At 72.9% G+C, this 12,470-nt stretch carries 9 protein-coding genes; 7 read left to right on the top strand and 2 right to left on the bottom strand.

What is annotated here, in order from left to right:
* Nucleotides 1-54 precede the first annotated feature (54 nt).
* A complete protein-coding gene (locus OCJ37_RS05665; RefSeq protein WP_263112707.1) occupies nucleotides 55-2,127 on the top strand; it encodes a glycosyltransferase in 2,073 nt (690 codons plus the stop codon).
* A 367-nt stretch (nucleotides 2,128-2,494) separates the two neighbouring features.
* Here OCJ37_RS05665 and OCJ37_RS05660 read toward each other — a convergent pair whose 3' ends face one another.
* Nucleotides 2,495-3,970 carry a hypothetical protein gene (locus OCJ37_RS05660; RefSeq protein ID WP_263112706.1) on the bottom strand — a complete coding sequence of 492 codons (1,476 nt, stop codon included), beginning with the start codon at nucleotides 3,968-3,970 and terminating at the stop codon, nucleotides 2,495-2,497.
* A gap of 174 nt (nucleotides 3,971-4,144) precedes the next feature.
* Nucleotides 4,145-6,301 carry a RelA/SpoT family protein gene (locus OCJ37_RS05655; RefSeq protein ID WP_263112705.1) on the bottom strand — a complete coding sequence of 719 codons (2,157 nt, stop codon included), beginning with the start codon at nucleotides 6,299-6,301 and terminating at the stop codon, nucleotides 4,145-4,147.
* A 410-nt stretch (nucleotides 6,302-6,711) separates the two neighbouring features.
* Between OCJ37_RS05655 and pqqB the strand changes: the two genes are divergently transcribed.
* The 6 genes from pqqB (at nucleotide 6,712) to OCJ37_RS05625 (ending at nucleotide 12,249) form a co-directional block, all read left to right on the top strand.
* Nucleotides 6,712-7,611: a pyrroloquinoline quinone biosynthesis protein PqqB gene (gene pqqB, locus OCJ37_RS05650; protein ID WP_263112704.1), complete on the top strand. Its 900-nt coding sequence runs from the start codon at nucleotides 6,712-6,714 to the stop codon at nucleotides 7,609-7,611.
* Nucleotides 7,612-7,636: 25 nt separating this feature from the next.
* Complete coding sequence (gene pqqC / locus OCJ37_RS05645; protein WP_263112703.1) at nucleotides 7,637-8,383, top strand: pyrroloquinoline-quinone synthase PqqC; 747 nt, start codon at nucleotides 7,637-7,639, stop codon at nucleotides 8,381-8,383.
* Complete coding sequence (gene pqqD, locus OCJ37_RS05640) at nucleotides 8,380-8,658, top strand: pyrroloquinoline quinone biosynthesis peptide chaperone PqqD (protein ID WP_263112702.1); 279 nt, start codon at nucleotides 8,380-8,382, stop codon at nucleotides 8,656-8,658. Before pqqC ends, pqqD begins: the two co-directional genes overlap by 4 nt.
* Nucleotides 8,655-9,776: a pyrroloquinoline quinone biosynthesis protein PqqE gene (gene pqqE, locus OCJ37_RS05635; protein ID WP_263112701.1), complete on the top strand. Its 1,122-nt coding sequence runs from the start codon at nucleotides 8,655-8,657 to the stop codon at nucleotides 9,774-9,776. Before pqqD ends, pqqE begins: the two co-directional genes overlap by 4 nt.
* Before the next feature lie 168 nt (nucleotides 9,777-9,944).
* Nucleotides 9,945-10,457 carry a hypothetical protein gene (locus tag OCJ37_RS05630; protein ID WP_263112700.1) on the top strand — a complete coding sequence of 171 codons (513 nt, stop codon included), beginning with the start codon at nucleotides 9,945-9,947 and terminating at the stop codon, nucleotides 10,455-10,457.
* A 10-nt stretch (nucleotides 10,458-10,467) separates the two neighbouring features.
* Complete coding sequence (locus OCJ37_RS05625) at nucleotides 10,468-12,249, top strand: chloride channel protein (protein WP_263112699.1); 1,782 nt, start codon at nucleotides 10,468-10,470, stop codon at nucleotides 12,247-12,249.
* Nucleotides 12,250-12,470 lie beyond the last annotated feature (221 nt).

Genomic DNA, 12,470 nt, shown 5'->3' with positions numbered 1-12,470 from the left:
GCCAGCAGGCAGCGCGGCGCGGGCCCCCTTTTGTTTAAGTTGGAGTTGCAACGGATGTCGATGTCCTGGGCGAACGCGCGCTACGCCCTGAACCGCCTGAGCGGCCTGCTCCGGCGCGGCCTGGCGAGCCTGCGCACGCGCGGCTGGCGCAGCACCTGGGAACGGCTGCGCGTGCATGCGCAGCCGTTGCCGCCGCCGCGGCGCGCGCTGTTCACGGTCGCGCCACGGCCGTTCGCCGCGTTCGCGGTGCCGGCCAGCGACGCGCCGCTGGCGAGCATCGTGATCCCGGTCTACAACCACGTCGCGCACACCCTGGCCTGCCTGCGCGCGCTGGCCGCGCACCCGCCGGCGGCGGCCTGCGAGATCCTGGTGATCGACGACGGCAGCAGCGACGAGACCGTGCAGTGGCTGCCGCAGGTCCAGGGCCTGCACTACCACGTGCGGGCGCAGAACGGCGGCTTCATCGCCACCTGCAACGACGGCGCGGCGCGCGCGCGCGGCCGCTACCTGGTGTTCCTCAACAACGACACGGTGCCGCAACCGGGCTGGCTGGACGCGCTGGTGGACACCTTCGCGCAGCTGCCGCAGGCCGGCCTGGTGGGCGCGCAGCTGCTGTACCCGGACGGGCGCCTGCAGGACGCCGGCGGCGTGGTCTTCGCCGACGGCAGCGCCTGGAGCTATGGCCGCTTCGAATCGCCGGACGACCCGCGCTACGCCTACCTGCGCGACATCGACTACGCCGCCGGCGCGGCGCTGGCGATCGAGCGCGAGCGCTTCCTGGCGCTAGGCGGCTTCGACACGCGCTACATGCCGGCCTACTACGAGGACACCGACCTGGCCTTCGCCGTGCGCGACGCCGGCCTGCGCACCGTGCTGCAGCCGGCGAGCCAGGTGGTGCACGACGAGGGCGTGGACATCAAAGTCAAACAAGTGCGCAACCGCGGCGTGTTCGCCGACAAATGGGCCGGCGTGCTGGCGCGGCAGCTGGCGCCGGGCACCACCCCGACCCCGGCGCTGCTGCACCGCCACCAGCGCCAGGTGCTGATCATCGACGAGGCGCTGCCGCAGCCGGACCGCGATTCGGCCTCGCTGCGCCAGCTCAACCTGATCCGCCTGCTGCTGCAGGAAGGCGCGCACGTGGTGCTGGTGCCCAGCGGCCGCGAGTACGCCAGCCGCCACAGCGAGGCGCTGCAGCGGCTCGGCGTGGAGGTGTGGTACGCGCCGTACCTGAAGAGCGTGAGCGGCTTCCTGCAGCAGCATGGCGCGCGCTTCCACGCCGTGCTGCTGGTGCGCCACCATGTTGCCCACGCCTGCCTGCCGCTGTTGCGCCGCTTCGCGCCGCAGGCGCGGCGGCTGTTCGACACCGTCGACCTGCACTACCTGCGCGAACGCCGCGGCGCCGAGCTGGCCGGCGACGCGCGCCTGCTGCGCGAGGCCGAGCGCACCCGCGCGCGCGAGCTGGAGGTGATGGGCCAGGTCGACGTCACCGTGCTGGTCAGCGAGGTCGAGCGCGAACAACTGCAGCGCGAGGCGCCGCAGGTGCGCACCGCGCTGATCTCCAACCTGCACGAGGTCGCCGGGCCGGGCCTGCCGTGGGCGCAGCGCCGCGACCTGGTGTTCGTCGGCGGCTTCCGCCACGCGCCCAACGTGGACGCGGTGCGCTGGTTCCTGCAGGACATCTTCCCACCGCTGCGCGCGCTGTTGCCGGACCTGCGCTTCCACTGCATCGGCGCCGACATGCCCGAGGACATCCGCCGCCTCGGCGCGGCCACGCCCGGCGTGGAGCTGCTCGGGCACGTGCCGGACATCGCCGCGTACATGGACGGCATCCGCATCGCGGTGGCGCCGCTGCGCTTCGGCGCCGGGGTCAAGGGCAAGGTCAACCTGAGCATGGCGCACGGCCAGCCGGTGGTCGCCACCCCCTGCGCGGTGGAAGGCATGCACCTGCGCCACGGCGAGGACGTGCTGATCGCCGACAGCGCACCGCAGTTCGTCGCCGCGCTGGCGCAGCTGTACACCGACGAAGCGCTGTGGAACACGCTGGCCGGCAACGGCCTGCGCAACATCGCCACCCACTTCTCGCTGGACGCGGCGCGCGCCACGGTGCGGCAGGTGTTTCTCGACTAGGGCTGCGGCGGCCCGTTGACACCCGGCATGTGCGGACGGAAGCGGCTCCGACCGGGGTCGGGCCATCGACCCGATGCGCTACCGGTAAAGCGTCGCGGCTGAAGCCGCTCCTACAGTGCACCCGGCAAGCGCCCGCCAGGTCCCTGCAGGAGCGGCTTCAGTCGCGACGAACGAAGCGGTGGACCCGACAGTTTCGGATCGCGTCCGAAGAAGCATGAGCCGTGCGCCGGCCAGCTCCCATAGAAACGGTTCCATCCAGGCTCAAGCCATCGCCGCGGCAGAATCGGCGGCAAATGGCAGGCCTGGCAGCCGCGAGGCTGCAACCCTCCCTACAAGGCCGGGATACCACCTGGATGCGCGCAGACGCTCATCGCCCAGGCGACAAGCTGCGCAAGCGCCGCGCGAACGCCGCCAGTTCCGGCGTGCCCGGGTCGATCGCGCGGGCGCGGCGCAGCGCCTCGCGCGCGAATTCGGCGTCGCCGGCGCTCAGGCGCTCGTCGCCGACCGCGAGCCAGCGCTGCGCCAGGCGCCGCCGCGCCGCCGCCACGCCGTTGCCGCCCGGCGCCAGCGCGCGCCAGGCGTCGTAGCACGCGCTCGCCGCCAGCACCCGGTTGCCGCGCAGTTCCTCGTCGAAGCACTGCCGCAATGCCGCCAGCACGCGCTGCTCGGCGCTGCGCACGCGCGCATCGCGCGGCGCCAGCACCTGCGCCGCGAGCAGCGTGTCGTAGGCGCTGGCGCCGGGCGGGGTCAGCCAGTCGCCGCGCGCTTCGGCCGCCTGCAGCGCCGCCAGCAGCGCCTGCAGCCGGCGTGCGCGCTCGGCCGGCGACAGCCGCGACTGCAGCGTGGCCTGGCTCTGCCTTGCGCGCGCCAACGCCTGCCGGGCGTCGCCCAGCGCGCGGTTGTCGGGCGCCAACGCCTCCCCCCGCTGCAAGGCGCGCTCGGCCTCGGCGAAACGGAAATCGGCGGCGGCGCGCGTGGCCTGCGCCGCATACGCCGCGGCCACGCGTTGCTCGCCGTCGCCCGCGCCGGGCGCATCCGGCGCGGCGGCGCGCAGCTTGGCGAAGGCGCGCGCCGCCGCCTCCAGCCGCTGCCGGCGCAGGGCCGATTCGGCCTCGCGCTGCAAGGCGTCCAGCGCGCGGTTCAGCGCCGCCTGCGCCGCCGGCAGGTCGACGTGCCCGGGATCGTAGTCGCGCGCGCGGGCCACCAGCGCCGCAGCCGCCGCCACGTCGCCGCGCGCCAGCGCCGCCTGCGCGCGCTGCAGCAGTTCCGACAGCGCGTCCTCGCGCCCTTCCAGCGCCTCGGTGCGCTCCGGGGCGAACTCCAGCACCTGCCGGTACAGCGGCAGCGCCGCATCCGGCGCGCCGTCCAGGCGCCCCTCGCGGCGCGCCTGCGCGGCGCGTTGCAGCAGCTGGTCGAGCCCGGCATGCGCGGCCTCGCGCTGGCGCAGCGCGGCCTCGATGCGGTCGGCCTCGGCGCGCGGCACCTGCAGCGCGCGCGCCAGCGCCAGCGCCGAGCGCACCTGCGCGTAGCGCCCGGCCGCCAGCGCCGCCCGCGCCTGGCCGAGCGCGGCGCGGCCGGTCGCGGCCAGCCCGGCGCGCGCCTGCAGGCGGTCGCCATCCAACGCCAGCGCCGCCTCGAAGCGCTCGCGCGCGCCGCTGCCGTCGGCCGCGCTGAGGCGGCCGGCGCGCAGGGCGGCATGGCCCTGGTCGAGCAACTGCTGGATGCGCGTCTCCGGCCACAGCAGGTCGGCCAGCGGGCGGCGGAACACCACCAGGGTCATCGCGACCAGCAGCAAGGCGGCCAGCGCCCAGCGCCAGACGCGGCGATCGCGCCATAGCGGCACCGGCCGCGGCCTGCGCCGGCGTTCGTCCCTGATCTGATCTGGCGGCTTGCTCACCGCGCAAGCTTAGCGTGCGTGCATGACGATGCCTGTTGCGCCGCGCCGCATCGCGCCAGCAATGGCATCGCGGACCCGGCACCAAGTCCGCCGCGCACCTGGCCGGCGCGCGCGCCGTCCTCAGCCCAGGCGCCGCGCCTCGTCCACCCCGGGCAGCGCGTCGAGCTTGCCGAGCAGGGTCGACAGCTGGCCGTAGTCGCCCACCTTCAGCCGCAGCCGCAGCTGCGCGCGGCCGCTGTCGCGCACGTTGTCGCTGTTGATCTCCAGCACGTGGGCGTCCTCCTGCGCGATCAGGTTGGTGATGTCCTTGAGCAGCCAGCGCCGGTCCACCGCCCGCACCAGCACGTCGACCTCGTAGCCGCCGCCGGCCTGGCCCCACTCCACCGGCAGCACCCGCTGCGGGCTGCCGGCGGCGAGCCGGGCGAAGGCGGCGCAGTCGACCCGGTGCACGGTGACGCCGCGGGTGCGGGTCAGGTAGCCGGCGATCGGTTCGCCGGCCACCGGCTGGCAGCAGCGCGCCAGCTGCACCAGCAGGTTGCCCACGCCCTGCACGGTGAACTTGGACTTGGCCAGCCCGCCGCGCCGTGCGGTCGGCCGCGGCACGGCCGGCGCCGCCGGCTGCGCCGCGGCGCGCTCGGCCTCGTGCAAGGCGCGGCCGACCTGGCTGGGGCCGACGTCGCCCAGCGCGACCTGGATGTACAGCTCCTCGATGCCGTCGGCATGGAACTTCTTGGCCGCCGGCAGCAGGTCGGCGTGCTGCAGGCCCAGGCGCTTGAGTTCGCGCTCGAGCAGGTCCTTGCCGGCCTGCACGTTGCGCGCGCGGTCGAGCTTGTGGAACCAGGCGCGTACCTTGTCGCGCGAGCGGCCGCTGGCCAGGTAGCCGTTGGCCGGCAGCAGCCAGTCGCGGCGCGGCTCGGCCTCCTTGCCGGTGAGGATCTCCACGCGGTCGCCGCTGCGCAGCTTGTGGGTCAGCGGCACGATGCGGTTGTTGACCTTGGCGCCGCGGCAGCGGTGCCCGACCATGGTGTGCACGTGGTAGGCGAAATCCAGCGGCGTGGCGCCCTGCGGCAGGTCGATCACCTCGCCCATCGGGGTCAGCGCGTAGACCCGGTCCTCGACCAGTTCGGCATCGAGCGCGCCGGCCAGCCCGCCCTGCTCGCCGTCCTGCGACTGCTCCAGCAGCTGCCGCATCCAGGTGATCTTGCGGTCGAACGCCTTCTCCGCGCCCTTGCCGCCTTCCTTGTACTTCCAGTGCGCGGCCACGCCCAGCTCGGCCTGCGCATGCATCTCGTGGGTGCGGATCTGCACCTCGATCGTGCGCCCTTCCGGGCCGACCACGGCGGTGTGCAGCGAGCGGTAGTCGTTGGCCTTGGGCCGGGCGATGTAGTCGTCGAACTCGCTGGGCACCGGCGCCCACAGCGCGTGCACCACGCCCAGCGCGGCGTAGCAGGCGGCGACGTCGTCGACCATCACCCGCACCGCGCGCAGGTCGTACAGCTGGTCGAAGGCCAGCCGCTTCTTCTGCATCTTCCGCCAGATGCTGTAGATGTGCTTGGGCCGGCCGCTGATCTCCGCGCGCAGGCCCTGCTCGCCCAGCGCCTTGGACAGGATCTTCTTGACCGCCTCGATATAGCGCTCGCGCGCCACCCGGCTCTCGTCCACCTCGCGCGCGATGCGCCGGTAGGTGTCCGGCTCCAGGTGGCGGAACGCCAGGTCCTCCAGTTCCCACTTCAGCTGCCAGATGCCCAGGCGGTTGGCCAGCGGCGCGTGGATGTCGCGGGTCAGCTGCGCCAGCGCGCGGCGCTGCGCCTCGGGCAGCCTGTCGGCCACGCGCATCTTGGCCAGCTGCCGCGCCAGCAGGATCGGCACCACGCGCAGGTCCTGCACGATCGACAGCAGCAGCCGGCGCAGGCCCTCGCTGTTGCGCCCGGCCTCGCGCCCGGCATGCAGCGCCCACACCTGGTCGGCCGCGTCCTGCCCGTCGAGCAGGCCGACCACCGCCTGCGCGCGCGCCGCCGGCGCCACCGGCAATTGCGCCAGCCGCTCGCGCAGTCCGGGCAGGTCGAACAGCAGCGCGGCCAGCAGCGCCGCCTCGTCGGCGGACAGCAGCGCCAGCGCGTCCAGGGTGTCGGCCAGCACCGGCCACGGCGCGCGCGCGGCCTGCTCCGGCTGCGCGTGCCAGGCCTGCAGCAGCGCCTCGCGCAGCGCCGGCGCCAGGGCAGCCGCCGCCGGACGCTGCAGCAGCGCCTCCAGGCCGGAATGGGAAGAGGAGTTCAAGGACGGGCGGTCGTGGCGAAAACGTGCCGCCTACACTAGCGCGCCTGCGCGCTTTCCCACAATTGCGCGCGGCGCCGCGGGCGCCGCCGCGGGCATCGCGCACGCGTACCGCAAGCTCACTGTGACGCGCTTGCGACTTGGGCCCTGCTTTACCGGAATTTCACATCCGCGGGCAGGGGCAGGCCTATTCTCGAAGCCGACGCCGTCGCCCCGCCGCAGGCGGATGCCGCCGTCGTCGCCCCGTCGTCCCACTCGAAGAGGAATGCCCATGAAGAAGTGGAACAAGCCAGTGATCCGCGAGATCTGCGTCGGCGCGGAAATCAACTGCTACGCCTCCGGCGAGCTTTGATCGCGCGTTAGCTCCTTTCCCGAGACGATGTGACCGGCCAGGCGCCGCAGACGGAGACCGGATGCACCTCATCGTATTGGGATCGGCGGCCGGCGGGGGGCACCCGCAATGGAACTGCCATACGCCCGCGAGCCTGCGGGCCTGGCAGCAACATCCGGGTGCCCAACGTCGGACCCAGGCCAGCATCGCGGTCAGCGCCGACGACCAGCGCTGGCTGCTGATCAACGCCTCGCCCGATTTCCGCCAGCAGTTGCTGGCGACCCCGGCGCTGTGGCCGCAACGCGACCTGCGCCACTCCCCGATCGAAGCCGTGCTGCTGACCAGCGGCGAGATCGACCATATCGCCGGCCTGCTGTCGATGCGCGAAAGCCAGCGCTTCGACCTGTACGCCAGCGGGCGCGTGCTGGAGCTGCTGGCGCAGAACCCGGTGTTCGATGCATTGAATCCGGCCTACGTGCAGCGCCACGCCTTCGCCCTGGACACGCCGCTGTCGCTGCTCGGCCTGCAGGTGACCCCGTTCGCGGTGCCGGGCAAGGTGCCGCTGTTCATGGAAGGCCGCCACGGCGGCGACCTGGCCGGCTCCGACGAGGAAACCCTGGGCCTGACCATCGACGACGGCCGCCACCGCCTCCACTACATCCCCGGCTGCGCGGCGATGACCGACGCGCTGCGCGCGCGCCTGCGCGGCGCCGAACTGGTGTTCTTCGACGGCACCCTGTGGCGCGACGACGAACTGGTGCAGCTCGGGATCAGCGCCAAGACCGGCCAGCGCATGGGCCACCTCAGCATCGACGGCGAGGCCGGCACCCTGCGCGCGTTCGCCGGGCTGGACGTGGCGCGCAAGGTCTTCATCCACATCAACACCACCAACCCGATCCTGGACGCCGGCTCGGCCGAACGCGCGGCGGTGGCCGCGCACGGCTGGGACGTCGCCCACGACGGCATGGACATCGTCCTGTGAGCACCCTGCCCGTGAACCTTCGCCCATGAGCGCCTTGCTGAGCCCCGAGCAGCTGGAAGCGGAGCTGCGCGCGATCGGCGCGCGCCTGTACCACGACCAGCATCCATTCCACGCGCTGCTGCACGGCGGCCGGCTCGACCGCGGCCAGGTGCAGGCGTGGGCGCTGAACCGCTACGAATACCAGCGCTGCATCCCGCTGAAGGACGCGGCGATCCTGGCACGCATGGACGATCCGGCGCTGCGCCGGATCTGGCGCCAGCGCATCGTCGACCACGACGGCAGCGCCGAGGGCGAAGGCGGCATCGCGCGCTGGCTGCACCTGACCGATGCGCTGGGCCTGGACCGCGCGCTGGTGCAGTCCGGCCGCGCGCTGCTGCCCGGCACCCGCTTCGCGGTGCAGGCCTACCTGCACTTCGTGCGCGAGAAGAGCCTGCTGGAGGCGATCGCCTCCTCGCTGACCGAACTGTTCGCGCCGGGCATCATCGGCCGCCGCGTCGCCGGCATGCTGCAGCACTACGACTTCGTCTCGCGCGAGGCGCTGGCGTATTTCGAGCACCGCCTGCACGAGGCGCCGCGCGATTCGGACTTCGCCCTGGACTACGTCAAGCAGCACGCCGACACCGTGGAAAAGCAGCAGCTGGTCAAGGACGCACTGCGCTTCAAGTGCGGGGTGCTGTGGTCGCAGCTGGACGCGCTGCATTTCGCCTACGTGCAACCCGGCGTCGCCTGGCCCGAGGCGTTCGCCCCTGTGCCGGCGCAGGCGGTGGCATGAGCGCGTTCGCGCCGGACAGCTGCCCGCGGCTGGCGCCGGGCGTGCGCCTGCAGCACGACCGCGCCCGCGCGCAATGGGTGCTGCTGGCGCCGGAACGGGTGATCGAGCTGGACGAGATCGCGCACGCGATCGTGTCGCGCTGCGACGGCCAGCGGTCGCTGGCGGCGATCGCCGCGGAGCTGGCCGCTCAGTTCGACGCCGACCCGGCCGAGGTCGAACGCGACGTGCTCGAACTGGCCGCGCAACTGCACGACAAACGTCTGCTGCGCGCATGAACGCGACCGTGCCGCCGCCGCTGTCGCTGCTGCTCGAGCTGACCCACCGCTGCCCGCTGGCCTGCCCGTACTGCTCCAACCCGATCGCGCTGGCCGCGCTGCGCGAGGAGATGGACACCGCCGGCTGGCGCTCGGCCTTGGACCAGGCCGCGGCGATGGGCGTGCTGCAGGCGCATTTCTCCGGCGGCGAGCCGATGCTGCGCAAGGACCTGCCCGACCTGGTCGCGCATGCGCGCGCGCTGGGCCTGTACAGCAACCTGATCACCTCCGGCGTGGCCGGCGGCGCGCCGATGCTGGCGCAGCTCGCCGACGCCGGACTGGAGCACGTGCAGCTGAGCGTGCAAGACGCCGACGCGGCCGGCGCCGACCGCATCGCCGGCTACCGCGACAGCCTGGCCAGGAAGCGCGCCTTCGCCGCCGCGGTGCGCGCGCTGGCACTGCCGCTGACGATCAACGCGGTGATCCACCGCCACAACGCCGAGCGGGTGCCGGCGATGATCGAGCTGGCGCTGGAACTGGGCGCCGAGCGCCTGGAAGTGGCGCACACCCAGTACTACGGCTGGGGCCTGCGCAACCGCGCCGCGCTGATGCCCAGCCGCGCGCAGATCGACGCCACCGTGGTCGCGGTGACCGCGGCGCGCGAACGCCTGGGCGAGCGGCTGACGATCGACTTCGTCACCCCCGACTACTACGCGCACCGGCCCAAGGCCTGCATGGGCGGCTGGGGCCAGCGTTTCGTCAACATCTCCCCGCGCGGCGACGTGCTGCCCTGCCACGCCGCCGAGACCCTGCCGGACATGGTGTTCGAGAACCTGCGCGAACGGCCGCTGGCGGCGATCTGGCAAGACGGCGAGGCGTTCGTCCGCTTCCGCGGCACGGCCTGGATGCCCGAGGTCTGCCAGGGTTGCCCGAAGCGCGAGATCGACTGGGGCGGCTGCCGCTGCCAGGCGCTGGCGCTGAGCGGCGACGCGGCCACGCTGGACCCGGTCTGCGAGCGCGCGCCGGAGCATGCCGAGCTGCAGGCGCTGGCGCAGCGCGAGGCCGCCGGCGACGCGCCGGCGTTCGTGTACCGGCGACCGGCGCGCGCGAACGCCGCCACCGAGCCCGGGAGCGGCTGAGCGCCGGGGTATCCGCCCCCCGCGTCCGTCTTGGCGACGAGCGCGCCGCCGCGCCTCGCCATGACGCGCAAACGCAGGCGACGCATCGCGACGCGCCCGGCCTGGAACCGGCGCCCGCGGCGCGGCTTGCGACTACACTACCCGGCATTCCACTGCCCGGATCCCGCCATGCTCCTTGCGCGCCTTTCCCCCCTGGTCCTGTGCGCGGCGCTCGCCGTGTCCGCCGCTCCCGCCGCCGCCCAGCGCGCCGTCGCCGGCGACCTGCAGACGCAGATGTCGGCGCAGGAGTTCAAGGCCGCCGGCCTGGACAAGCTGTCGCCGCAGGAACTGGCCGCGCTCAACGCCTGGCTGCAGGGCAAGGTCGCCCAGGAAACCGCGGTGGCGCTGGAGAAGGCCAAGGAGGAAGGCCGCCAGGAAGTGATCGTGAAGAACCGCGGCTTCTTCGACTTCGGCAGCCAGGAACCGATCGAGAGCACCTTGGTCGGCGAGTTCACCGGTTTCTCCAAGGGCCGCCGCTACGTGCTGGCCAACGGCCAGGAATGGGAGCAGACCGAATCGGCCAGCCTGAGCAGCGTGCGCCGCAACGCGCCCAAGGTGCGGATCAAGCCCGGCATCGCCGGCGTGTGGTACATGCAGGTGGACACCTACAACACCCAGGCCAAGGTGCGGCGCGTCAAGTAAGCCGCGTGCCGTGAACGTGCGCCGGCACCCGCGGCTGGGCCTGGCCGATGCCTCGCACAGCCTCGCCGACGCGCTGCGCCGGCGCTTTCGCGCCAGCGACGTCTGGTTCATCGCGCTGGCGCTGCTGGTCGGGCTGGTCGCCGGCCTGCTGACCCTGCTGCAGAGCGGCCTCGCCCACCGCGCCCAGGCCTGGCTGTACGGCCTGGACGTCGATGCCCGGCTCAGCGCGCTGCCCGAACTGAGCCTGGGCCAGTTGCTGGTGTTGCCGCTGGGCGGGCTGCTGGTCGGCCTGCTCGGCATGGCCGCACGCGCGCGCAAGCGCCAATTGATCGATGCGGTGGAGGCCAACGCGCTGTACGGCGGGCGCATGTCGATGCGCGACAACCTGATCGTGTCCGCGCAGACCCTGCTGTCCAACGGCTGCGGCGCCTCGGTCGGGCTGGAAGCGGCGTACACGCAAATGGGCGCGGGCAGCGGCTCGCACCTGGGGCGGATCCTGCGCCTGCGCCGCGCCGACATCCGCACCCTGGTCGGCGCCGGCGCCGGCGCGGCCATCGCCGCCGCGTTCGGTGCGCCGCTGGCCGGCGCGTTCTACGCGTTCGAGATCGTGATCGGCGCGTACTCGCCGTCGGCGCTGGCGCCGGTCGCGGTGGCGTCGCTGGGCGCGGTGTTCGTGGCCCAGGCCGCCGGCGTGCAGCCGTACCTGCTGCCGGCCTCGGCGGCGTCGGCGCTGGAAGCGCGCGACTACGCGCTGTACGCGCTGCTGGGCGCGATCTGCGCGCTGCTGGCGGTGGCGGTGATGCGTCTGGTCGCGGCGATCGAACAGATCGTCAACCGCAGCCCGCTGCCGCGCTGGGCGCGGCCGGTGGCCGGCGGACTGATGCTGATCCCGCTGGCGCTGATCACCCCGCAGGTGCTCTCCTCCGGGCATGGCGCGCTGCACCTGGACCTGACCAGCCCGACCTCGCTGCAATGGCTGGGCATGCTGTTGCTGCTCAAGTGCCTGGCCTCGGGCATCTCGCTGGGCTTCGGCTTCCGCGGCGGGCTGTTCTTCGCCTCGCTGTTCATGGGCTCATTGGTCGGCGGGCTGTTCGCCGGGCTGTTGAACCTGGGCAGCGGCATGGCGCTGGTGGACGGTACCGCCGCCTCGCTGGCCGGCATGGCGGCGCTGGCCGCGGCGGTGGTCGGCGCGCCGATGACGATGGCGATGCTGGTGCTCGAGGGCACCCACGATTTCGTGCTGGCCAGCGCGGTGATGGTGGCGGTGCTGGTGGCCAACACCATCGTGCGCCAGGTGTTCGGCTATTCGTTCTCGACCTGGCGCCTGCACCTGCGCGGGGAGACCATCAAGAGCGCGCGCGACGTGGGCTGGGTCAAGCACCTGAGCGCCGGGCGGATGATGCGCAAGGACGTGCACCCGCTCGCCGCCGGCACCTCGGTGGCCGAGTTCCGCCGCCGCTTCCCGCTCGGCTCGGGCACGCGCGTGGTGCTGGAAGACGAGGACGGCCACTACGCGGGGCTGGTGACGCTGGCCGCGGCCTACGCCGACGGCGTGAACGCCGACGCGGCGATCGCCGACTACGCCGGCAACCGCGACGTGGCGCTGCGCGCCGACACCGACGTGGTCACCGCGATGCGCCAGTTCGACCTGACCCAGAGCGACGAACTGGCGGTGGTCGACGAACAGGGCAAGGTGCTCGGCGTGCTGACCGAGGGTTTCGTGCGCAAGCGCTACGCCGAGGAACTGGACAAGCGCCAGCGCGAGCTGATGGGCGAGCGGGTGGATGATTGATCGGAGACTCGGGACTCGGGATTTTCGCAAGTGCGCCGCATGCTTGCTTTTCTGTAGGAGCGGCTTCAGCCGCGACGCTCTATCGACAACGCGTCGCGGCTGAAGCCGCTCCTACAGAAAAGCGAATGATCCACAGCTAGAAAAGTCGCTTTTTCTTCAAAGAAAGCGGCACTTCTTTCATCAAATCGCTTGACAGCGATTTGCGCAGGAACATCATCCTG

It is taken from the genome of Xanthomonas sp. AM6, from assembly GCF_025665335.1.
GTDB lineage: Bacteria > Pseudomonadota > Gammaproteobacteria > Xanthomonadales > Xanthomonadaceae > Xanthomonas_A.
The sequence above is the reverse complement of the archived record's forward strand: the minus strand, read 5'-3'. Positions and strand labels throughout refer to the sequence as shown.

What these genes read in the sequence shown, in the direction of transcription:
- pqqB (WP_263112704.1), top strand. Translation starts at nt 6,712, where the DNA reads ATGCACCTCATCGTATTGGGATCGGCGGCCGGCGGGGGGCACCCGCAA.
- pqqD (WP_263112702.1), top strand. Translation starts at nt 8,380, where the DNA reads ATGAGCGCGTTCGCGCCGGACAGCTGCCCGCGGCTGGCGCCGGGCGTG.
- pqqE (WP_263112701.1), top strand. Translation starts at nt 8,655, where the DNA reads ATGAACGCGACCGTGCCGCCGCCGCTGTCGCTGCTGCTCGAGCTGACC.
- pqqC (WP_263112703.1), top strand. Translation starts at nt 7,637, where the DNA reads ATGAGCGCCTTGCTGAGCCCCGAGCAGCTGGAAGCGGAGCTGCGCGCG.
- OCJ37_RS05630 (WP_263112700.1), top strand. Translation starts at nt 9,945, where the DNA reads ATGCTCCTTGCGCGCCTTTCCCCCCTGGTCCTGTGCGCGGCGCTCGCC.
- OCJ37_RS05665 (WP_263112707.1), top strand. Translation starts at nt 55, where the DNA reads ATGTCGATGTCCTGGGCGAACGCGCGCTACGCCCTGAACCGCCTGAGC.